At 36.1% G+C, this 23,687-nt stretch carries 13 protein-coding genes, 1 tRNA gene and 1 pseudogene; 5 read left to right on the top strand and 10 right to left on the bottom strand.

All coding sequences use genetic code 11. From position 1 onward, the window contains the following. Nucleotides 1-247 precede the first annotated feature (247 nt). Nucleotides 248-4,369 carry a DUF4979 domain-containing protein gene (locus B6A10_RS07105; RefSeq protein ID WP_188220310.1) on the top strand — a complete coding sequence of 1,374 codons (4,122 nt, stop codon included), beginning with the start codon at nucleotides 248-250 and terminating at the stop codon, nucleotides 4,367-4,369. A gap of 464 nt (nucleotides 4,370-4,833) precedes the next feature. Here the strand turns inward: B6A10_RS07105 and B6A10_RS16430 are convergent, their stop codons facing one another. The 8 genes and pseudogenes from B6A10_RS16430 to recG form a co-directional block, all read right to left on the bottom strand. Beyond that, complete coding sequence (locus B6A10_RS16430) at nucleotides 4,834-5,034, bottom strand: IS3 family transposase (protein WP_084817048.1); 201 nt, start codon at nucleotides 5,032-5,034, stop codon at nucleotides 4,834-4,836. Next, nucleotides 5,015-5,149, bottom strand: a pseudogene (locus tag B6A10_RS16425) (hypothetical protein); the annotation flags it as partial. The gene B6A10_RS16430 and the pseudogene B6A10_RS16425, both read right to left, overlap by 20 nt. Before the next feature lie 102 nt (nucleotides 5,150-5,251). Then, complete coding sequence (locus tag B6A10_RS07095; RefSeq protein WP_188220309.1) at nucleotides 5,252-5,842, bottom strand: IS3 family transposase; 591 nt, start codon at nucleotides 5,840-5,842, stop codon at nucleotides 5,252-5,254. 297 nt (nucleotides 5,843-6,139) lie between these two features. Next, nucleotides 6,140-6,224: transfer RNA gene (locus tag B6A10_RS07090), tRNA-Ser, on the bottom strand. Nucleotides 6,225-6,423: 199 nt separating this feature from the next. Continuing rightward, a complete protein-coding gene (locus B6A10_RS07085) occupies nucleotides 6,424-7,758 on the bottom strand; it encodes a TolC family protein (RefSeq protein WP_188220308.1) in 1,335 nt (444 codons plus the stop codon). Continuing rightward, nucleotides 7,739-10,834, bottom strand: a complete 3,096-nt coding sequence (locus B6A10_RS07080; RefSeq protein ID WP_188220307.1) for an efflux RND transporter permease subunit — start codon at nucleotides 10,832-10,834, stop codon at nucleotides 7,739-7,741. The genes B6A10_RS07085 and B6A10_RS07080 overlap by 20 nt, the downstream gene beginning before the upstream one ends. A 96-nt stretch (nucleotides 10,835-10,930) precedes the next feature. After that, a complete protein-coding gene (locus B6A10_RS07075) occupies nucleotides 10,931-11,986 on the bottom strand; it encodes an efflux RND transporter periplasmic adaptor subunit (RefSeq protein WP_188220306.1) in 1,056 nt (351 codons plus the stop codon). Nucleotides 11,987-12,246: 260 nt separating this feature from the next. Next, complete coding sequence (gene recG, locus B6A10_RS07070) at nucleotides 12,247-14,358, bottom strand: ATP-dependent DNA helicase RecG (RefSeq protein ID WP_188220305.1); 2,112 nt, start codon at nucleotides 14,356-14,358, stop codon at nucleotides 12,247-12,249. A gap of 239 nt (nucleotides 14,359-14,597) precedes the next feature. Here recG and B6A10_RS07065 point away from each other — a divergent pair, with 239 nt between their 5' ends. Next, the gene (locus tag B6A10_RS07065) at nucleotides 14,598-15,200 is read left to right on the top strand and encodes a transcriptional regulator (RefSeq protein WP_188220304.1); all 603 of its coding nucleotides are present in this window, start codon (nucleotides 14,598-14,600) and stop codon (nucleotides 15,198-15,200) included. Continuing rightward, nucleotides 15,197-15,907: a DUF3307 domain-containing protein gene (locus B6A10_RS07060; protein WP_194431823.1), complete on the top strand. Its 711-nt coding sequence runs from the start codon at nucleotides 15,197-15,199 to the stop codon at nucleotides 15,905-15,907. The genes B6A10_RS07065 and B6A10_RS07060 overlap by 4 nt, the downstream gene beginning before the upstream one ends. 191 nt (nucleotides 15,908-16,098) lie before the next feature. Here B6A10_RS07060 and B6A10_RS07055 read toward each other — a convergent pair whose 3' ends face one another. Both B6A10_RS07055 and B6A10_RS07050 read right to left on the bottom strand, forming a co-directional pair. Beyond that, nucleotides 16,099-17,139 (bottom strand): agmatine deiminase family protein, encoded by a 1,041-nt coding sequence (locus tag B6A10_RS07055; RefSeq protein ID WP_188220303.1) that lies wholly within the window; start codon nucleotides 17,137-17,139, stop codon nucleotides 16,099-16,101. A gap of 2 nt (nucleotides 17,140-17,141) precedes the next feature. Beyond that, entirely contained in the window at nucleotides 17,142-18,029 is an 888-nt protein-coding gene (locus tag B6A10_RS07050; RefSeq protein ID WP_188220302.1) for a carbon-nitrogen hydrolase, read from the bottom strand. A 167-nt stretch (nucleotides 18,030-18,196) separates the two neighbouring features. Here B6A10_RS07050 and B6A10_RS07045 point away from each other — a divergent pair, with 167 nt between their 5' ends. Continuing rightward, nucleotides 18,197-22,564, top strand: a complete 4,368-nt coding sequence (locus B6A10_RS07045; protein ID WP_188220301.1) for a PKD domain-containing protein — start codon at nucleotides 18,197-18,199, stop codon at nucleotides 22,562-22,564. A 16-nt stretch (nucleotides 22,565-22,580) separates the two neighbouring features. Further along, nucleotides 22,581-23,582: a PorP/SprF family type IX secretion system membrane protein gene (locus tag B6A10_RS07040; protein WP_188220300.1), complete on the top strand. Its 1,002-nt coding sequence runs from the start codon at nucleotides 22,581-22,583 to the stop codon at nucleotides 23,580-23,582. Nucleotides 23,583-23,687: the final 105 nt, after the last annotated feature.

The raw sequence follows: 23,687 nt of genomic DNA, 5'->3' as shown, positions 1-23,687 counted from the left end.
AATTATTTTAAAAATGGATGCTAATTTATGCATTATGGACGATGATTTATAGTTATGGTGATTCCTTTAAGCTAATTTAGAACGGTTGATAATGAGTGATATATAGTTCAGTTATAAACGTTTAATTAAAATAGTTAGCCTATGATAAAATGAAAAAAAGTAAGATGTCATAATCTGTTTTGATATCTGTAAATCTAAAACCAACACCGACCACTAAAAAAGAATTAGAAAATTTAACACTCTAAAAATGAACCAAAAAACTACTTTATTGATTTCTCTTTTTAAGTCAGTATTTTTTAAAACTGACAGTAAAAAACAAAGCCGATTTATTAACTTGGGCTACATTAGTATGTTGATACTGTTTTTACCTTTTGTAAAAATAGAAGCACAAACAGGATTGATTAATGATGATTTCTCAACGGGAAATACCTTTAATTGGATTCCTGTAACTTCAGGATCAACTGGGCAAATCCAAAATGGAAAGTATCTTGTAAATTTTGCTCCGGTTTCAGGAGGGAAATACCGTGCCGATTTTCGAAAAAATGGAGGGGTAACTTTTCATGCGGGTTCTTATCCTATTATCGCGATTAAAATTACAAAGCCACCCCGTTGTAATTATTTTTTTGATACTAATTTAGGTTCCTACAATAGCGTGAATAATAATGCAACTAAAATAGCTACAGATACAGGTAATGTATATTACTGGGATTTATCCACAGGAAAATTAGGAACAACAACGCTTTCTACAACTCAGCCAACAACTTTAACTTCTTTTCAGTTTAAAATAGCAGATATTGTTTTGTCTCAGGAGGAGATTGATGCTAATAAGACTTTTTATGAAGTATCCTGGGTAAAATCATTTGCTTCTGTAGATGCCTTACGTTCTTATTTAAATCCTTCCGGGAATACAAATCCTCAATTTGAATTTAGCGGAAATTTTGTGCACCCGGGACTATTACATAGTGCTGCTGATTTGGATAGAATTAAAGATTTAGTAAGTCGCCAAGTAAGTCGTCCGTATCAAAGCTATCAGCAATTAATCGCTTCCGGTAAAGCATCCGCTACTTATACGATGAAAGGTCCTTTTACAGCTTTAACAAGAGATCCATCAATTACCGTAGATGGTATTGCAGGTGGAACAGTCAAAAATAATGTCGAAAGTGATTTTTTAGCTGCATACTATAATTCTTTAATGTATAAAATTACAGGTAATGAAGCCCATGCTTTAAAAGCAGTTCAAATTATCGATGCTTATTCAGCCACCACAAAATCAATCATTGGTGCAGACGAAGAGTTAAATGGATTGTATGGATTTATGTTGGTCAATGCAGCAGAAATTATGCGAGCAACCTATCCTGCGTGGTCATCAACTAAAGTTTTAGCATGTCAGAATATGTTAAAATCTGTTTTTTATCCTATCATAGGTAATTTTAGACCTTGTGCTCATGGAAATTGGGACATTATTTGTATGAAAGCATTGATGGGAATTGCCATATTTACTGAAGATACCGCTATGTTTAACAAAACTGTAAACTACTATTATTACGGAGACGGCAATGGAAGTATCAAAAATTATGTACTTACTGATGCAGGTCAATTGCAGGAAAGTAACCGAGATCAACCACATGTAATGTTGGCGATAGGTTCCCTAGCTGAATTGGCAGAAATGGCCTTGAAACAAGGCATAGATTTGTACTCAGCTAATAATAACGCTATTATGAGAGGTTATGAATATACATCTCAATATAATTTGGGACAGGATGTGCCTTATCAAACCAGTTATGATTTTTGCGAAAAAAATTATCAAGATTATACTCCAACTGCTATTTCTCCCAATGGAAGAGGTGAGTTAAGAGCTGTATTTGAAATTGCTTACAATCATTATGTATACCGTAAAGGTTTGGCGATGCCTCAAACCATGGCTGTATTAGGTAAAATGGGGCCGGAAGGAGCGCCTTTTGGAGCTGATAATCCGGGTTATGGTTCACTACTTTTTTATTTGAATGCTACAGCTAATCATCCTTTTCCAAATGAAGGTTTAATTGATGATAATTTCACAACAACTACAGATAATTGGAAAGCTGTTACTTCAGGTTCTGTTGCCACTAGTGAAAATGGGGAATTAAAAATTACAACAATTCTTCAATCTAATGGGAAAAGTAGGGGAGATATGCAAAAAAACGGAACAACTGTTCATCCGGGTAATTTTCCAATATTGGCAGTTAAAATGAAAAAACCTGTAAGCTGTAATTTTATTTTAGATACCAATTTAGGATCTTATGGAAATGGAAGTAACAAATGGACAGGAAAAGAGGGAGAAGAAATTTATTATTACGACTTAACTAAAACTGGTTTTGGTTCATCGGCTGTTTTGTTATCTTCTATCGATGCCACCACATTGTCAACTTTTCAGTTTAAAGTAGCTGATATTGCCTCCGGTGAAACAAATTATACTGTTGATTGGGTAAAAACGGTTAAATCAGTTGCTGATTTGGTTGCATTAGATCCTGCTACAGGATTAATAAATGATAATTTTACATCAACTACAGAGGGATGGAATGCAGCTACCAGTGGAGCAATTGCTGCTACAGATAATGGACAATTAAGAGTAAATCTTTCAAAACAAACAAATGGATCCTATCGAGGGGATATCAAAAAAACGGCGGGTGTAACCTTATATCCAACTAATTATCCAATTGTAGCTATTAAATTTAAAAAGCCTTTAGTCGCAAATATAACTTTAGATTCAAATTTAGGATCATTCGGTAATGGAAGTAACAAATGGACAGGAAAAGTAGGTAATGATATCTATTATTTTGATTTGTCTAAAACTGGTTTTGGTTCAACTGCTGTATTAAGTTCTCCAACGGCTCTTTCTACTTTTCAATTTAAAATTGCAGATATTACATCGGGAGAAACTAACTATCAGGTTGATTGGGTAAAGACAGTTAAGTCTGTGTCTGAATTACAAGCATTGATTGCACCAGCTTATCAAACAATCTCATTTCCTGTAATGGCCACAAAGAAAATGGGTGATGTGGATTTTGATCCTGCTACAGCGAGCTCTGGTTTGCCAATGACTTATTCCAGTTCAAATGTAAATGTAGCAATAATTGTGAATGGAAAAATTCATATTGTTGGTGCTGGAACTACGGAAATTACTGCTTCTCAAACAGGTGATGCTAATTATTATTCAGCTGATATGGTTACACGAAATCTTGTGGTGGTTAAAAATGATCAGAGTATTACATTCAATAACCTATCTGAAAAAACAATGGAGGATGCTGATTTTACAGCCGGAGCTATTGCGAGTTCAGGATTGACGATAAGTTATACAAGTTCTAATCCGGAAGTTGCTACAATTCTTGATGGTAAAGTTCACATTGTTGGCGCAGGAACAACCATTATCACAGCTTCGCAGTCTGGAGATGAAATCTATAATGCAGCGACTTCTGTTACACAACCGCTAACTGTGAATAAGTTATTTTATGTAGATGCAGACAAGGATGGTTTTGGATCGGGTACAATAGCTTTACTTGCTGTTAATGAAGCACCGGAAGCTTATGCTACTAACAATCTTGATTGTGATGATACGCAGTTTTTATATGCAGATAATGATGGTGATGGATTAGGGGCAGGTGCTCCGGTAGCTTGTGGTGTGGCAAACAATTTAGACTGTGACGATACAAACCCAATGCAATTGACTGCTGTAATACCGGATGTATATGCGATGAACGCAGCAATAGATGCAAAAAATACTATTTATGTAGGTTATGGACCATCATCGTTAAATATTACTGCTATACCTTCAGGTGGTACTGCTCCTTATAGTTATGTTTGGAATTCAGGGCAAAAATCTCAAACCATAGCTGTTGCTCAGGCAGGAATTTATAGCGTATTAATAATTGACGCAAAATCATGTCAAACTACCGTTACAATTGAAATCAAAATGATAAACGTGCAATGTGGTAATAGTGGTGACAAAGTGATGGTTTGTCATAATGGTCAGGAGATTTGTGTAAGTTCGACAGCTGTTCAGTCCCATTTGAATCATGGAGATAAATTGGGGACATGTGTAAGTACTACTAATAAAGAAGCTAGTGATAAAACTTTAATAAGTACTAATAAGACTTCTGGAAATATTACAGTATATCCAAATCCAGTGAGTTCAGTTGTCTACGTGAACTTAAATGAAGTTCACACTGGTGCAACTTTGGAATTATACAATGTTTTAGGTACAAAAATACGTATTCAGGAGATAAAGGATAAAATACAATCAATGTCGATGGAAGGGGTGTCTTCGGGGAATTATTTGCTGCATATTCTAAACGGAAATGATAGAATTGTGAAGTATATTGTTAAAAATTAATTGTTTTCATTTGGATTCAAAAAGCCGTCATTTAAAAATTGACGGCTTTTTTTTACTTTAAAATAAGATTATGAATGATAAGAGATTGAATCGTTTTAATGTTAATTATTGTCAGTTTTTTTAATTGAAAGTTATTATATTAAAAGAGAATTTTAAATTCTGTTTACTTTTCTCAGACATCATCAATTAAGCTTATATATTTGGAACGATTTAAAGACTGACTTAGTTCTAATAAAATAATTCCTAATTTCTTAACGTTACTATAATAAAACCAGAATTTTTTATCAAATGCAATTATTTTTAATAAAATTACAATGTCTTGCGGGTAGAGATTGTTTTTTGCTTCTGTAATGTTGGATATTTCAAATTGCGATATGTGATTAATGGTAGGTTAGGTCCCAATTTAATAATTTGTATTATTAAAAGCTAAATTACGAAGTCTGTTTCTGTTTAATAACTCCAGGCTAAACAGAATTTGATTTATTAGGAATATTTGATTGTTGAAATTCTTCTATTGTCATATTACCGATTGCGGAATGTCTTCTTATCGTGTTGTAGAAATTTTCAATGTAGTCATGGATTGATTTTCTGGCCTGTTTTCTGTTTTTATATTGATAGCGGTGCACCAGTTCGGTTTTCAGCGTTTTAAAAAAACTCTCGGCCACTGGTGCTGGTTCTCTTTGATCGGAGGCTTCTGCTCAGCGACCATCCTATGACTTTCCGGTCAAACAGATCTATAACTACCGTTAGATATGCCCAGCCGTCTGCCGTTCTGATATAGGTAAGGTCTGATACTTATGCTTGGTTTGCCCTTTCTGTTTTGAAATTCTGGTTCAGTAGATTTTCGGCAGCCCTGCCTTTAGGTGAGCTGTTCGTGGTCTTTTAAAATTTTAATTTTGTTATCCAGCGGAGCTGCTGTTCGGCCATGATCTTTCTGACAAGTGAAGGGCAGGCCTTGATACCCAACGATGCCAGTTCTCGGCTGATTCTTGGGCTTCCGTACCTGCCTTCGCTCCAGTGGTAGATCCTTGAAATCTCTGATGCGATAAAAATCCGCCGTTCTGTCCGACTGGTTCGGAGCCCGCGCAGCCACCTGTAGTAGCAGCTGGGGCTGATCGCAAAGACCGCGCACATTTTCCCGGTCGGAAAACGACCGGCATTTTCCCTAATGAACAGGTATATGCTCCTTCTTGGCCCTCGCAGAAGCGCTGCGCCTTCCTTTAGGATGTCCAGCTCCAGTCTGGTGTTTCTGAGCTCCTTTTGAAGGCGTGCCGTTTCCTTTCTGTCTGCTGCCCGACCTTCCGGCTGCTGCAGGGTTAGCTTTCCCTGGCGGAAGCGGTTTTTCCAGTGCTGGAGGCAATTTCTGTTGATCTTGAGCTTTTCGGCCGCAAGCCGCAAGCTTTTATAGCCCATGCAAGCTTTGGCAGCCCAGACTTTAAATTCGTTGCTGTATTTTTTACGGGTGGTTTTCATTTTCTCAAATGTTTGAGATTTTATCCTGCCACAGGACAGCAAAAAATAATGTACGTATTTTTTTACCCCCCCTCTCTAAAGGTTCAGAAAAAAAATCGCCTTAGTTTTTTGTGTGAAAAAAAGTATCAAGTCCACTCACGCTGCGCCACGGATGTGCCATGAAGATTTTGCGTGATATTATAAATATTGAAAAGTAGGATAAAATAAAAAACCCTGCAAATCGTTTGATTTTCAGGGTTTACCGCTTTTTTTTTGGCTTTTTTGAAATCTTTGAAAAGTCTCCTTTTTGGCCTTCAGCGGAGAAAGAGGGATTCGAACCCCCGGACCTGTTACAGTCAACAGTTTTCAAGACTGCCGCAATCGACCACTCTGCCATTTCTCCAATAAGTTGCTATCATTTTGTGATTGCGAGTGCAAATATAGAATGTTTTTCCTGATAAAAAAACATTTAAAGCAAAGAGCCGTCAATATTTTTTGATAAATGGACTTTTAGTTATTCTATTCCTTTTTAATGTATTGATTTTGAGCTTTAATTTCTGAAATTTTAATGTGTTATTATTTTAAAATTTTTGAAAAACAGATTAAAAATTGAGATTTCCGGCTAATTCTTTTAAAGCAATTTCCGATAATTTTGCCTGATATTGGGCATTACTGTAGCGTACAGTTGCGTTTACAAAGTTAAGTTGGGCGGTTCTGAATTCTAAAGTAGTTATCGTCCCGATATGAAATTTATCCAGTGTGATAGCTAAGTTTTGCTTCGCAATGGCCTGATTGGTTTTTTCTAACTGAATCAATTCTAAATTTGTTAGATAAGTTTGGTACGCGGTTGCTAATTGGGTTTCCAAATTAAGATTTTGCTGTTCAATTTGGATTTTAGTATTTTCAACAGCTAAATTGGCTATTTTTTCATTTCGGCGTTGTGCCAAACCGTCAAATAAATTTAAAGAGGCGCTAAATCCATAGTTGATTCCTTTGGTCGAAGATTGAGTGGTAAAGCCCAAACTCGATTGAGTGTCCACAAAATTATAGCCTGTATTGACTTTTACGGTGGGATATCGGGAAGCTTTGACTTGTTTTAGCTGTAACTCGGCAATTCTTTTATTAATGATTTCTGCTTCGAGTTGTGGATTTTGTTTTTGGGCCAATTCACTTAATTCTGTCAGTTTTAAATTCGAATCTACTTTAAAAATATCAGTTACTTTAAAATCGGTTTTAGTTGCTCTGGCCAGAATTTGATTCATCAAAATTTTGGTATTACTTAGCAATTCTTTTTGCTTTAGCAAAGTTACTTTGTCGGTATTTAAATCAACCTGAGCATTTAAAACTTCTAATTTAGAAGCTTTGCCAATACTGAAACGATTTTGTGCTAAAGTGAGTCTTTGTTTTGAAATAACAATCGTAGAGTCTAAAGCTGCCAGTTGCTGCTGTTGCTGTACCAAATCATAATAAGTACCATAAACGTCTCCAATTTTGGTTAGAATACTTAATTTTAGTTCTGATTCACCCAGTTTCTGAAGTTCCTGAAGTTGTTCTCTTTTGGCAAACATTTTCATACCGTCAAAAACAGTCCAATCTAGATCCACGCCGTAATTCAAACTATTGCTTTTACCGTTGTTTAAGCTGTTTACAGTGCCGTCTGAACGGGTTTGGGATATGTTTTGTAAATTATTATTATCGACTATCGAAGCGGTAAGTTTAGGTAACATTCCCGCGTTTCCGATGCTGTTATTGGTTTGATCCATTTTCAAATCATTCGCGGCAATTTTGATTTCGTAATTATTTTCCAAGGCTATTTTTAAAGCTTCTTCGATGGATAAAATTTGCTGCGCATTTGTATTCATTGTACAAATGAAAAGCAGCAACGATAAAAGAAACCATTGATTTGAATATTTTATATTAGTTACTTTGTTTTTCATATGCTTCAATATGTTCAAATTCAGGATAATGTTTTTTAGCTCTCGACCACATAAAATAAAGAGCCGGAATGATAAATAAGGTAAGTATTAATGAGAAAATAGTTCCTCCCACGATTACGACTCCCATGCCAATTCTGCTGGTTGCGGCTGCTCCTAAGGAAAGGGCAATAGGTAAAGCTCCTAAGGAAATGGCCAAACTGGTCATTAAAATTGGACGCAAACGGGCTTCGGCGGCTTCCATAATGGCTTCCATTTTTGGTTTTCCCTGTTCCCGAAGCTGATTGGCAAATTCGACAATTAAAATTCCGTTTTTGGTTACCAGTCCAATAAGCATCACTGTCCCAATCTGGCTGAAAATATTCCAGGTTTGATCAAATAGCCACAGCGAAAATAAAGCTCCGGCAACAGCCATAGGAACGGTTAAAATGATAATGAATGGATCTACAAAACTTTCAAATTGTGCCGCCAATATTAAAAAGATAAGTAATAATGCCAGTCCAAAAGCAAAAGCTGTATTGGAACTACTTTCGACAAAATCTCTGGATTCTCCACCTAAATCGGTGGTAAAAGTATCATCAAGAACTTTCGCTTTGATTTCGTTCATGGCTTCAATTCCGTCACTAATACTTTTGCCCGGAGCTAAACCGGCTGAAACCGTTGCCGACATGAAACGGTTGTTGTGATACAATTGCGGAGGATTGCTTTGTTCTACCACATGAACAATATTGTCCATTTGAATCAATTCGCCTTTATTATTTTTAACATACATCGAAGTTAAATCTAAAGGTTTCGAACGATCTTTTTGATCGAATTGTCCAATAACCTGATACTGTTTTCCCTTTTTGATAAAATATCCAAAACGTTGTCCACTTAATGAAAGTTGTAGGGTTTGCGCAATATCAATTACTGAAACGCCTAAACTTTCAGCTTTTTCGCGGTCAATGCTGATATTGATTTCAGGTTTGTTGAATTTTAAATTTACATCGCTCATGGAAAAAGTAGAATTGTTAGCCACTTCATCCATAAACAAAGGAATTTTTTCTTCTAGTTTTTCAAAATTCTGGTTTTGAATAATGTACTGAATTGGTTGTCCGGCGCGTCGATTTACGGCAATAGTAGGTTGTTCTGTAACCGAAATTTTAGCATCAGGATAGCGTTTTACCCATTTGCTTAATTTAGCAGCAATATCATGCTGGGTTCCTTTTCGTTCTTCCGGATCGTTTAATGAAAGTCGGACAAAACCACTGTTTACAGCTGCTGCAGCCGAATTAGGAGCCACAAGAGTAAGACTCACTTTTTTCTCAGGAATCGAATCGTCTATAAGTTTTGAGATTTCCTGTATAAAACGGTCGGTGTATTCAAAACTTGAGCCTTCCGGTGTGGTCATTCTTAAAATCAGAGAACTGCGGTCATCATAAGGAGCGGTTTCTTTTTTGAGCAAATTATAAAACGTAAAAATCAATCCGAAACAGGCAATTAAAATGGGGAAACTAATCCATTTTTTTGCCATAAAACAATCCAGAGCCTTAGCGTAAGATTTGTTTAATTTTTCAAAATAAGGTTCGGTTAAACGGTAAAATTTAGACTTTTTTTGTTCGCCACCTTTCATTAAATAGGCATTTAGCATAGGAGTTAAGGTCAAAGAAACAAAAGCCGAAACCAATACCGCAGCTCCAATGACCACACCAAATTCCCGGAATAATCGACCAACGAATCCTTCTAAGAAAATTACCGGTAAAAATACCGCTGCCAATGTGATGGAAATAGAAATTACCGCAAAGAAAATTTCGTTTGAACCTTTGACGGCTGCTTCAATTGGCGACATACCTTCTTCTACCTTTTTAAAAATATTTTCGGTAACCACAATTCCGTCGTCCACTACTAATCCCGTAGCCAAAACAATTGCTAACAGCGTTAAAACGTTAATGGAAAATCCAAAAAGCCACATGATAAAAAAGGTCGCTATCAAAGAAACCGGAATATCAATTAAAGGTCTGAATGCAATGGCCCAGTCTCTAAAGAATAAATAGATAATCAGGATTACCAGCAGGATTGAAATACCAAGGGTTTCGGCAACTTCCATTACCGATTTTTTGACAAAAATAGTGTTGTCTAAAGCAATATTGAGATGAATATCTTTAGGTAAATCTTTTTTTAAAATTTCGAATTGTTTGTAGAATTCTTTAGAAATATCCAAATAGTTCGCTCCGGGTTGCGGAACTATGGCTACTCCAACCAAGGGTAAACCGGATTGGGTAAGTTTGGTTTCAATATTTTCCGCATCCAAAACGGCAGTTCCAATGTCGCTAAAACGCACAATTTTATCACCATTTGAACGAATGATAATATTATTGAATTCTTCTTCTGTGGATAAATTCCCAACGGTTTTTACCGTCAATTCGGTATTGTTTCCGGTTAATTTTCCCGATGGTAATTCCACATTTTGTTTGTCTAATGCCGATTTGACTTCGGCTACCGTGCAGCCATAAGAAGCTAATTTTGCCGGATCAATCCACATACGCATGGCATAACGTTTTTGCCCCCAAATTTGAACTCCACTTACGCCGGGAATAGTTTCCAGTCGTTGCGAAATAACATTTTCGGCATAATCGCTCAGTTCAAGCTGATTTCTGGAATCACTTTGTACAGTCATCGAAATAATAGCATCACTGTCGGCATCGGCTTTAGAAACTACCGGAGGCGCATCAATATCCTGAGGTAATTTTCTAACCGCCTGCGAAACCTTGTCACGAACATCATTTGCCGCTTCTTCTAAATCTTTGTCCAGATTAAATTCAACGGTAATATTACTGCTTCCCTGATTACTTGACGAGCTAATATTTCGGATTCCGTCAATAGAATTGATAGCTTTTTCTAAAGGTTCAGTGATTTGAGATTCAATAATATCGGCATTGGCACCTGTATAACTGGTTTTAATCGAAACCTGCGCTGGATCAATAGAAGGAAATTCACGAACACCCAGATAAGTGTAACCGATAATTCCAAAAATGATGATAGCCAGATTCATAACTATCGTCATTACGGGTCTTTTTATGCTTAAAGTGGATAAACTCATTATGCTTTAGAGGTTATGGATTGTGAATTATGAGTTGCGGGTTGTGAGTTGTCAGTTGTGGATAAAACGTATTAGCCATAACTCACAACGCATAACTTATAACTTTATCTTTATGGGAGTTTCGTTTTTTAAAGCCATTACACCACTTGTAATTACGGTATCGGCCGGATTTAATCCTGACAGAATTAAGACTGAAGCATCGGTTCTGGTGGCGGTTTCAACCATTACTTCTTTGGCTTTTCCCTGGTTCGAGATAAAAACTTTTTTCCCGTTTTGAACCGGAATAATTGCTTCGGTAGGAACTACAATAGCATCTTTAATGACTGCTAACGGCAATTCGACGTCGGCAAAAGTTCCCGGAAATAATTTACGGTCTTTATTTTCGGTAATGGCGCGTACCTGCAGGGTACGGGTGGCTACTTCAATCGCCGGCTCGATAGCATATATTTTTGCTTTAAATTTTTCTTTTGATCCCGAAACAGAGAAGTTAAATTCGGTATTGTCAGTTACCTGACCGGCGTATTTTTCCGGAATTGAAAAAGTGATTTTAAGTTTGCCAAGGTTAACCAGATTAGTTACTAAAATACTCGGAGTGATGTAGGTTCCAACAGAAATATTTCGTAATCCGATTTTGCCGGAAAAAGGAGCACGAACCGAAGTTTTGGCTAATTGCGCTTTGATTAGCTGACTTTGGGCTTTTGCCGAAGCATATTCGGCTCTGGCTACATCGTATTCTTCCTGACTGATGGCTTCTTTTTGCAATAAAAGCTTGGCTCTTCTTTCGTTTTCAGCTGCCAGATTTTCTTTAGTGGAAGTCTGACTTAATTGCGCTCTTAGTTCCGAATCATTGACTTTAAATAAAAGCTGCCCTTTAACAACCTGACTTCCTTCTTTAAAATTAATACTTTCAACAATTCCGGATACTTCCGAACGAATTTCCACCTGCTCATTGGCTTCAATAGAGCCGGATAAGGACAGGTTGTTGTCAAAAGTTTGTGGTTTTACAATGATTCCATTCACCTGAATAGGATTCTTTTTGTCTGATTTGTCTTTGCCGTTTTCCGAATCTTTTTTGTTTTCAATAATTCGGTAAGTCACAAAAGAACCAAAACCAATAATGAGTAAAGCGTAAACTAAGTTTTTTATTTTCATAGTCAATGAAAGAATAAAATTTGAAATAAATTATTTACAGGAACTGTGTGAGATTAAGAAACTGCAATTTAAATCATATTTAACGCTTGTTTGTATAAATACTAAGAATTAGATGTTTTTTAACAATTTGTCAATATTCTTTATGCAGTAGTAAGTTAGGACTGTTTTTTTTTATAAAGGTTTATTGCTTTTGTTGGAAAAAACATAAAAATAGCGATAACGGACTAATTTTTAAATGTAAAGTACTTATTTGTAGTTGTTTAACTGATGTAATTCCAAATATTTTTTTTCTTAGTCAATTCCATATAGACAGCTTTTAAAACGGCGTGTTCGGGTTTTTGCAGTCCCATATCTGAATTTACAATTTGCATTGCATGAGCACGTGCCACCGAAAGGACTTCTTTGTCTTTTACAATATCGGCAATTTGAAGGTTAAGTACACCGCTTTGTTGAGTTCCCATGAGGTTGCCGGGACCGCGAAGTTTTAGATCCACTTCGGCAATTTCAAAACCGTCATTGGTACGAACCATTGTTTCCATTCGGGTTTTACTGTCAGAACTTAGTTTATGATCGGTAATTAGAATGCAATAACTTTGTTCGGCGCCACGACCTACACGACCACGTAATTGGTGTAATTGCGAAAGACCAAAACGTTCGGCGCTTTCGATAATCATTACTGAGGCATTTGGGACATTTACGCCCACTTCAATTACCGTAGTAGCCACCATAATATTGGTTTTTCCTTCAGCAAAACGTTTCATTTCAGCATCTTTATCGGCTGGTTTCATCTTGCCGTGTACAATAGAAATTGCGTATTGTGGTAACGGAAAATCTCTGGAAATACTCTCGTAACCGTCCATCAAATCTTTGTAATCCATTTTTTCTGATTCCTGAATTAAAGGATAAACAATGTAGATTTGGCGGCCAATGGCAATTTCATCCCGAATAAATTTCCAAATTTTCAAACGATTACTGTCATAGCGATGTACGGTTTGAATCGGTTTTCGGCCGGGTGGCAATTCGTCGATGACAGAAATATCCAAATCGCCATACAAACTCATCGCCAAAGTGCGTGGAATAGGAGTGGCGGTCATTACCAGAATATGTGGCGGAATAGCATTCTTTTTCCATAATTTAGAGCGTTGTTCTACACCAAAACGATGTTGTTCGTCAATGATTGCTAATCCGATATTGTGAAATTTTACTTTGTCTTCCAGTAAAGCGTGAGTGCCAATCAGGATTTGTAAATTCCCGTTTTCAAGCTCTTCGTGGATGATTTTTCGTTCTGAAGTTTTAGTTGAACCAGTGAGTATTTTAATATTTATATTCAGTTTATTAGCTAATTCCGAAAGTCCTAAAAAATGTTGATTCGCTAAGATTTCTGTAGGTGCCATTAGGCAGGCTTGAAAACCATTATCGATAGCCAGTAACATACTCATGAAAGCCACGATGGTTTTTCCGGAACCTACATCTCCTTGTAACAAACGATTCATTTGGGCGTTGCTTCCCATGTCGGTTCGGATTTCTTTGATAACTCTTTTTTGCGCATTGGTTAATTCAAAAGGCAGGTGATTTTGGTAGAAATCATTAAAAAGAGCGCCTACTTTACTAAAAGGATGTCCTTTAATTTTATGTTTTTGAATCAAATTTTTCATAATCAATTGCAGCTGAATGAAAAATAATTCTTCAAATTTTAATCGAAATTGAGCCTTTGCTAAAGCATTGGCATTTTTGGGAAAATGAATATTGAATAAGGCCGCATTCTTCGGAATTAACTTCAACTCCTGCATTAAGTAATCGGGTAAAGTTTCTGAAAATAAAGCTTGTGTTTCAATAAATAACTGTTGCATCATTTTATTAATGACTTTGTTCGAAATCCCACGATTGGTTAGGGTTTCTGTTGAAGGATACACTGCCTGCATGGCCGAACGCAAACTTTGTTGGTGTTCGCTCCAAAGTTCAATTTCAGGATGCGGCATGTTGTAAATTCCGTTAAAAGAAGAACATTTTCCAAAAACAACAATTACTTCGTTTATTTTTAAAGATTCCCGAATCCATTTGTGTCCCTGAAACCAAACCAATTCCATTTGTCCTGTTTCATCCACAAAAGTAGCTACGAGTCTTTTTCTGCCTTTTGCAAATTCAACAGTTTTGACATTGATAATTTTTCCGATAATTTGTACCTCGGCTATGTTGTTTTGCAGTTCGTTGATTTTGTAATAACGGGTTCTGTCTATGTAGCGATTTGGGTATAAATTCAGTAAGTCTGCATATTTGTGAATCCCTAATTCCTTACGAAGCAATTCGCCCCGACTGGGACCAACGCCTTTTAAATATTCGATAGGAGTAAGCAGGAGATTGTTAGAAGACATTTAGAATTTTAGATTTTACCCTTCGACAAGCTCAGGGTGACAATGAAAAAATGATAAAAGGATTAATCTTTAAATTTCAAAAAACGAAGATAGTTTTTAATTGGGAATTTTGAAAATCCTTTTGAATTTAAGTATCGCTGTATTTGATGATATTTTAAATTATTGTCTTATTTGGTGATATTTTAAATTATCGTTTTATTTGGCGATATTTTTTGTATCTTGCATTAAAATCATAAAAAATGAAAGCAGTTATTACAGGAGATATTATGGGTTCCAGAAAACTGGCATCGGCAATTTGGTTGCCGGAACTAAAAGCAGTTTTAAGCCATTATGGTAGCGAACCTAAAGATTGGGAAATTTATCGGGGAGATAGTTTTCAGTTGCTTGTTCCTGCCGAAGAGGCACTCGAAATTGCTTTGTGTATAAAAGCGACAATTAAGCAATTTAAAGAAATAGATGTTCGAATGGCAATAGGAGTGGGGGCTGTAGATTATCTGGCAGAGAAAATCACGGAATCCAATGGTGAGGCATTCATCAATTCGGGTGAATGTTTTGAAGATTTAAAAAAGCAAACCTTAGGGCTTAAAACGCCTTGGGAACCGATGAACGCAACTTTTGCGGTTGTCTTTCCGTTTATGTTGATGATTGCCGATAACTGGACCAGTACTTCAGCTGAAATTTTGAAAAAAGCAATTGAAAATCCGGAGTTTAATCAAAGTCAATTAGCGGAATCCCTGAACAGAAAAAGTCAAAGTTCTATTAGTTCGTCGCTGAAAAGAGCAGGCTATGAAGAGCTGAAAAACATGATTTCATTTTATAAACAGCAAATTCAAAAACAATGATAGTATTATTTTTAAGTCTGATTTTAGCACATTTTGTTGGCGATTTTTTGTTGCAGCCTTCCAGTTGGGTTAGGGATAAACAACGGAGAAAAGTCAAATCAAAATATTTGTATTACCATATCGGAGTGCATTTGGGATTGCTTTTAATTGCTACCCAATTCAATAAAGAGTATTTGTTAGGCGTGCTTTTTTTAGCCTGGAGCCATTTGATAATTGACGTTGCTAAATTGCATTTCGAGAAAAAGAAAACGGAAAAATTATGGTTTTTTATAGACCAATTGTTGCATTTGATAATGATTGCGTTAGTGGTTTATTGTTATTTTCCATACGAAATTCCCGTAGAGAAATTGTATTCTCAACAAAGTCTGGCTTTGCTTACTTCATTAGTTTTGGTGACTTATGTAAGTGCGATTGTGTTGAAAGTAGTATTGTCTAAATGGAGTGCTCAAATTACGAAAAGTGATGCCGGAAAAACGAATAATGCCGGGAAATATATTGGGATTTTGGAGCGATTGTTTATCTTCTTTTTTGTAGTAACTAATTTTTGGGAAGGAATCGGATTTTTGTTGGCAGCTAAATCCATTTTTAGATTCGGAGATTTAAAAGAATCTAAAGACGTTCGTTTAACCGAATATATTTTGATAGGAACTTTATTGAGTTTCGGTTTTGGGATTTTATGTGCGATGTTGTATCGATGCTTTATTTAACCGCAAAGTTTTGAAAGTTCTTCGCAAAGTTCACAATGAAAAGTAATGTATTGAATCTGCTTGTAAAATTATAGCACGCAGATTCAGCAGATTTTAGCAGATTAAAAATAACAAAGCTTCGCAAAATCTTTAAAAAAACTTTGCGAAGCTTTGCCTATATTTTTTCTCTTTGCGGTAAGAAAGAATTAATCTTACTCCGGAATTTGCTGACTCAAACAGTGTAAGGTTCCGAATCCCCAAATTAAATCAATTGCGCTAATGCCAATGATTTCTCTGTCAGGAAAACATTCGGCTAAGATATTTAAAGCTTTACGATCATTTACATCGTTGAATGTAGGTACTAAAACGCAGTTGTTTAAAATCAGGAAGTTTGCATAACTTGCAGGTAAACGTAAATCTTCAAAATCCAAACGTTTTGGCATTGGCAAAGTCACAATAACAGGCGATTTTCCGTTTTCTAATTTGGCATTTTGCAAACGTTTTAAATTGTCTTGTAAAGGCTCGTAATTGGCATCTGTTTTATCCGTTTCTACAATGGTAACAATCGTGTCTTCGTTGATAAAACGAGCTAAATCGTCAATGTGACCGTGAGTGTCATCACCCTGGATTCCGTCGCCTAACCAAATCACATTGGTTACACCTAAATATTCTTTGAAAACTGCTTCGTAATCTTCTTTAGTAAATCCGGCGTTACGCACCTGAATACTTGGGTGCATCAGGCATTCTTCTGAAGTTAAAAGCGTACCACGACCGTTTACATCAATTGCACCACCCTCAACGATTACAGGTTTTCCTTTGTAGCTAACCTGAGTTAATGGTAGTTGTAAAGTATCGGCAACTTTGGCAGGAACATGCTTGTCTAACTGATAGTTTTTATATTTTGCCCAACCGTTAAAGTTAAAATTCAAAGCTTCTCTTTTGCCATCTTTATAAACAACAATTGGCCCCGAATCACGCATCCAGCTACGGTTTGTTTTTTGTTGGATAAAAGTAATCTTATCTAAATCAACTCTGGCACGATCCAGCATATCCGTTACTTTGGCTTGCAGTTTATCATCAATAACTACCAAAAAAACTTTTTCGTAAGTAGCCACTTTTTTAATAAACTCCACAAAAGCCCATTGAATTGCTTCGTATTTTCCAGGCCAATCGTTTCCGTTATGCGGAAAACAAAGTAAAATTCCCTCTTGTTTTTCCCATTCAGCAGGAAAACGTCTTGTAGTTATATTCATGATTAATCAATCGCTCTTTTAGTAATACCACCAAAAGCATCAATTCTTCGGTCTCTGAAGAAAGGCCAGTTTTGACGCACATTTTCCTGTAAATCTAAATCTACTTCAGCGATTAGGATTTCTTCTTTATCATGAGAGGCCTGAGCTAAAATTTCTCCCTGCGGGCCACAAATAAAGGAAGCACCCCAGAATTCGATTCCGGCAGTGTCAGGTAAATATTGTTCAAGACCAATTCGGTTAGCTGCTGCTACATAAACACCATTGGCTACAGCGTGCCCTTTCATCACGTTCATCCAGGCTCCATATTGGTTGGCACCATATTGTTCTTTTTCAGCCGGATGCCATCCAATTGCTGTTGGGTAAAATAAAACTTCAGCACCTTTTAAAGCTGTTATACGGGCTCCTTCAGGATACCATTGATCCCAGCAGATTAATGTTCCGATATTTCCTTTTTTAGTTGGATTGTTTTTGAAACCTAAATCGCCCGGAGTGAAATAGAATTTTTCATAAAACGCCGGATCGTCCGGAATGTGCATTTTGCGGTACAAACCAGCTTCGGTACCATCTGTATCGATGATGTAAGCAGAGTTGTGATAAATACCTGCCATTCTTTTTTCGAAGAAAGGCACAATAATTACCACGCCTAATTCTTTAGCCAATTCGCTAAAAGCGATAAAAGAAGTACTGTATAATGGTTCAGCCAAAGCAAAATTATCAACATCTTCACTTTGACAAAAATAATGACTGCTATATAATTCAGGAAGGGAAATAACCTCAGCGCCTTGAGCAGCTGCATCTCTTACCCAACTGATACATTTTTTAAGATTGTTTTCGGCTACATCATTCAGGTTTAACTGAATAACCGCTATTTTGTATTTTTTATTTGGCATTGCTAAAAGTTTTAGACTGCAAAAATAGGTATTTTTATGAAGAGTAAGAATATTGGGATTTAGAAAAGTGATAAGTTACAAAATTGTAGTTATTACATTTATCTTACATAAATGTGGATTAAATCAATTTTATATTTATTTTTGTCAGAAAATTATTTTTTTAATTTATGGTAAAAATTTTACGTCTACTATATTCCTGTTTTTTTCTTGTTTTCTTTGTTTTTGGGAACTTTAATCAAGCTATTGCTAAACCTTTAATTTTTGGGGATGAAAGAATGGTAGTTGCTCCTGTTGTTGATTTTACTTTTAATAATGACAACAGTTGTTCGGGTACACCGATTACTTTTGTTCCTGAAGTTAGCGGAGATGCTCCTTTTACTTATGAGTGGGATTTTGGAGACGGAACGACTTCTACGAATAGTAATCCTACACATACTTTTACTGCCTTAGGCTGTGGTACTCAAAACTTCTCGATAAAATTAACTGTGAAAGACAGAAATGGTATTTCGACAACTTCTTCTCCAAAAATTGTTACTGTAAAACAAAAACCAGATTTAAAGTTTGTCAATTTAGATGCGGGTTCTACTTCAGTTTTTGAACGTTGTGGTGATAATAATACGAGCTTAACCTATACTATTAGAGTAGATAATGCTTCTGCTTCGGTCTCCTGTATTAGTTCTTACAATATAGATTGGGGTGATGGAAGTACTGAAACAAATGTTAGTTTTCCTAAAACACATAGTTACCAACGTTTAGGTTCTTTTAATATGGTTATTACAGCCATAGGAAGTGCAGGTTGTAATAATAGTATTTCGTACATCGTAAAAAATTCAAACAATCCTGTAGGAGCTTTGATTGCTCCGGGAAATACGACCAACTTTTGTATTCCGGTAGCTCCAATGAATTTTGCCATTGGTTCCTGGGCATTAAATCCTTCTGATACCAGGTATACGGTAAATTATGGCGATGGTTCAACAGCAACCTATACACAAACTCAATTAGAAAGTTCGGTTTATTATAATGCTTCAAATCCTTCTGCATCTCAGGATTTTCCTATTCCGCATACTTTTACACGTTTTAATTGTCCGGCTGGAAGTACGGTTACTTTGACTATTAGTAATTCTTGTGGAAGTACGAGTTTATCAGCCGGTCCTATCATTATTTTGGATAAACCCATAGTAAGTTTTAGTGTACCATCAATAGCTTGCGTGAATTCGTCAGTTTATTTTAGTAATACCACTGTTGCCGGATTTAAAAATGATTGTAGTACAGTGGGAGTATATACCTGGGATTTTGGTGATGGAACACCCGTATCTAATCAGGTTAATCCAAGTCATGTTTATACTTCACAAGGGTCATATACAATTAAACTAAATGCTGTAACGCCTTGTGGTGTTGGGGTAGAATATAGAAGAGATATTTGTGTAGAGCCTGTTTTACAACCCAATTTTACTTATACAAAAGCTTGTATCAATTCGAATACTCAGATAAGCAATACAACCGATGCGAGATTTGCCTGTGGTTCTCAAAGTTATTATTGGACAGTTACATCTTATTATGATCCGTATTGTGAAAATGAAAGAGGGAATTGGTATTTTACTGCCGGAACAGGTTCTTCTTCAAAAGACCCTGTGATTAATTTTACGGTTTCGGGAACTTATTATCTTCGATTAAGAACGATAAATTCTTGTGGTATCGAACGGGAGATTACTAAAATGATTGAAGTTAAAAAACCTCCGATTATTTCTTTAGATCCAATTTCTAATTATTGTAATTCTGCCACAATCAATCCGGTTGGAAAAGTAGTAGAGAATTGTGCGCCGAGTTCGGAGCTGACTTATTCCTGGAGTTTTCCCGGAGGAACGCCTTCAACATCTAACTTCTTAAATCCAGGACCTGTTAATTATACAACCAGTGGAAATTATACGGCTACATTTACTGTAAGTAATAGTTGTGGATCGGTTTCAACGACACGAACTTTTTCTGTAAATACAGTACTTTCTCCAATTATTTCCGCAAAAACAGATAGAATATGTAGTGGAAGTTCTTTTAGCATAACTCCTAGAAGTGGTGGAGGAGATAATGTTCCGTCCGGTACTACATACACCTGGTCAACACCAATAGTTTCGCCTGCCGGAGCAATAACTGGTGCATTTGCACAATCTTCTCCTCAAACGAGAATCAGTCAAACATTAACTAATCTTACCTCAAATCGTGCTACTGTTACTTATACTGTTTCGCCTACAGCAGGCAGCTGTCCCGGGCCTAATTTTACTGTTACCGTTACCGTAGATCCATTGATTACTGCTAATCCTGTAATTGTAAATACGAGTTGTTTTGGTTCTGATGATGGAGCGATTAATTTAACGGTAAGAGGAGGAATTCCTTTTACTACAGGTGATCCGTATTTGTTTTCTTGGACAGGCCCCAATGGTTTTACCAGTACTGATGAGGATATTTCAAATTTAGTTGCAGGAAGTTATACTTTGAAAATTACTGATAATGGGAATTGTCCATTTGTAGCTACTTATCAGATAAATCAACCGGCTAAATTTGCTTTTTCTGGATTTAAAACAGATATTTCCTGTCATGATTTGAATGACGGACAAATTAATTTAAATGTAAACGGAGGTACAGCTCCTTATACTTATGTTTGGACGAAAGATGGTAATCCGTTTACGGGAACTAATAATCTTCGAAATTTATCTGAAGGTGTTTATCATGTAACTATTACCGAAGTTAATAATTGTGATATACTCGAAGGGGATTATACAATTGTCAATCCTCCATTATTAGAAGTTACATTAGCAAGCCAAAAAAATATTTTGTGTTATGGGTATAATACAGGAGAAATTGATGTAGATGTAAGCGGAGGCCGCGCCACACAAACAAGTCCCGGAGTTTTTAATTATAGTTATTATTGGACAGGACCTAATAATTATAGCAGTACGGTTAAAAATCCAAGAAATCTGTATGCAGGAACTTATCATTTGAGAGTAACAGACAATTCAGGATGTATTGATGATTTAGAGGTTGTGTTGACTCAGAATCCCGAAATTAAATTAGAGTATACCAAAACCGAAATTGCCTGTTATAATTATAGCGATGCCTCAATTACGATTACTAATATTAGTGGAGGTGTCCCTTTTGCAACAGCAGAACCTTATATTATCAAATGGAGTAATTTAGGTTCAGGAAGAGTCCAAAATAATTTGTCGGCAGGAACTTATATTATTACTATTGAAGATGCTCTGGGTTGCCCTAAAGTATTTCCTATTACCATTGACAATGTTCCCGAGTTTTCAATTAGCCCTGATATAAAAGATGTAAGCTGTTATGGTGAAAAAAATGGTTACATCCGATTGAATTTAGTAGGAGGAGTTGCTCCGGTAACCTTGGTCTGGAGCGATGGTTCGACTGCGGGAACGGAGCGAAATAATTTGGGACCAGGGAAGTATTCGGTAAAAATTACAGATAAAAAAAATTGTACCATTCAGGAGGAATTTATTATTAATGAGCCTTTACCAATTGAGTTAAGCGCTGATGTTTCTAATCCGTTGAGTTGTTACGATGCGAATACGGGAGCTATTAATCTCGTAGTAACAGGGGGAACGCCGCCTTTTACCTATGTCTGGTCTAATGGGGCTAATACAGAAGATTTAGCCAATTTGCCTCCGGATAATTATACCGTAAATGTGACGGATGCTAATGGCTGTAAAGCAACTAATTCCTGGAAAATTATTCGTTTTGAACAATTGACACCTACGGTAGAAACCATAACTGATTTTGATTGTGATACTAAATATGTGAAACAAACATTCGTAGGACATGTTAAGGGAGGAATCCCACCTTATACCTTAAGCTGGTCTGACGGAGTAGTTAGCGGCAGTAATAACCAAATCATGAATACAAACAACAACGGTTTGATTGTATTTAGTGTCAAAGATAGTTTTGGCTGCGAAGCTAATTTGCCTTTTAATGTGAATACACCAGTTTTGGGAGAAGCTAATTTTAATTATGCTTCTTATGGTCACGATGTGTATAATTTATATTCGATTTTTGATCCTGTTTTGTTTACCAATTTAGCAACTGGGGATTTTACGAATATTTCCTGGGATTTTGGAGACGGTAATTTTTCTGATGAAGAAAATCCATCGCATATTTATACAAGAGTGGGGACTTATACCGTAAAGCAAACTGTTACTTATCCTTTTGGTTGTCAATATGTGTATACTACAACCATAAAAATTGAAAAAGGCTACAGCGTAGAAATGCCAAATGCATTTACACCTAATAATGATGGGGTTAACGATAGTTTTGCTCCAATATTCTTAGGTTTTACTGAAGTTACTTTGTATGTATTTGATACCTGGGGAAGTTTGATTTACAGTGAAACTGGAGAAAACATTAAGGGTTGGAATGGAAAAGTGAAAGGTTTAGAGGCTGAAAACGGTAATTATTATTACAAAATGATTGGTAAGACTTTTTACAAACATGATGTTGTTCTGGAAGGTGCTTTAACATTAATCAAATAAAAGAAGTACATAACTAATGAGAATTAAATTAATTATTATCCTGATTTCGTGTTTCTTCTATTCGAATGTTAAAGCACAAGATCCCATTTTTACCCAGTATTTTTTAGTTCCCGAAACCTTAAATCCCGGATTTACGGGCTTTATGGAAACCACCTATACAGGAATCATTCACCGTGAACAATGGCCGGATTTGAATTTGAAAATCGCTACCGATTATGCTTTTTTAAATACATGGAGTGAAGACATGAATTCCGGATTAGGTGTTAGTTTTTTAAATCAAAGAGAAAGCGCCACCAATTACAACTTTTCACAACTGAATGCTAATTATGCTTATCGGGTACGGGTGAGTGATGAGTGGGATTTCAGACCTGCTATAGAAGTAGGCTTTGGATATAAGTCTTTTGCTTTTCGAAATTTATTATTGGAAGACCAAATTAATATTCGAACCGGAATTAATAATGCTACCTCGATTGATCAGGCTTTACAAAATGACAAAGTAGGTTTTTTTGACATTGGAGCAGGGATGGTTTTTAATACCGAAGATTTATGGATTGGACTTTCGATGAAACATCTCAATAAACCCAATATTGCTTTTAACAAAGATGGAAATGTTCCTTTGAATACCTTTTTCTCATTGAGCACAGGTTATGAATTCCTGCTGGCTGATTATATTGATGTACAGTTTTTCCCGTATGCCACAAAGATGTTTGCTACTGCTAATTATATGCAACAAGGTCGATACAATCGTTTAGATTTAGGAGCGTCTATTTTGTTCGAAAAAATGTTTTTCGGAGCAACTGCTGTCACTAATCCGGCTAAAAACGGACTTGATAGTCATTTGTTGACTTCTGTTAATCTTTTTACAGGCCTGCAATACGATCACTTGCGTTTGGGCTTGTCTTATGATATGAATACCACTAAAATTGGTAGAACTGGTGGAGTGTATGAATTGTCATTAACATATCAGTTTAATTTGGATAAAAAATGTTTTGGTTGTCCTAATTATACAGGAAGATAAAAAAACAAAGAAGCCGTCTCAAAACTGAGGCGGTTTTTTTTGTGCTTTATATTTGGTTTAACATAAGTTATTTCGTATATTTAGTCGTTGATTTACAACTGATTA

This window comes from Flavobacterium pokkalii, assembly GCF_014596575.1.
Taxonomy (GTDB): Bacteria; Bacteroidota; Bacteroidia; order Flavobacteriales; family Flavobacteriaceae; genus Flavobacterium; species Flavobacterium pokkalii.
This window is presented reverse-complemented; position numbering and strand designations above follow the sequence as displayed.

Coding starts and splice junctions, on each gene's coding strand:
- B6A10_RS07105 (WP_188220310.1), top strand. CDS start 248: ATGAACCAAAAAACTACTTTATTGATTTCTCTTTTTAAGTCAGTATTT.
- B6A10_RS07095 (WP_188220309.1), bottom strand. CDS start 5,842: ATGAAAACCACCCGTAAAAAATACAGCAACGAATTTAAAGTCTGGGCT.
- B6A10_RS07085 (WP_188220308.1), bottom strand. CDS start 7,758: ATGAAAAACAAAGTAACTAATATAAAATATTCAAATCAATGGTTTCTT.
- B6A10_RS07080 (WP_188220307.1), bottom strand. CDS start 10,834: ATGAGTTTATCCACTTTAAGCATAAAAAGACCCGTAATGACGATAGTT.
- B6A10_RS07075 (WP_188220306.1), bottom strand. CDS start 11,986: ATGAAAATAAAAAACTTAGTTTACGCTTTACTCATTATTGGTTTTGGT.
- recG (WP_188220305.1), bottom strand. CDS start 14,358: ATGTCTTCTAACAATCTCCTGCTTACTCCTATCGAATATTTAAAAGGC.
- B6A10_RS07065 (WP_188220304.1), top strand. CDS start 14,598: ATGAAAGCAGTTATTACAGGAGATATTATGGGTTCCAGAAAACTGGCA.
- B6A10_RS07060 (WP_194431823.1), top strand. CDS start 15,197: ATGATAGTATTATTTTTAAGTCTGATTTTAGCACATTTTGTTGGCGAT.
- B6A10_RS07055 (WP_188220303.1), bottom strand. CDS start 17,139: ATGAATATAACTACAAGACGTTTTCCTGCTGAATGGGAAAAACAAGAG.
- B6A10_RS07050 (WP_188220302.1), bottom strand. CDS start 18,029: ATGCCAAATAAAAAATACAAAATAGCGGTTATTCAGTTAAACCTGAAT.
- B6A10_RS07045 (WP_188220301.1), top strand. CDS start 18,197: ATGGTAAAAATTTTACGTCTACTATATTCCTGTTTTTTTCTTGTTTTC.
- B6A10_RS07040 (WP_188220300.1), top strand. CDS start 22,581: ATGAGAATTAAATTAATTATTATCCTGATTTCGTGTTTCTTCTATTCG.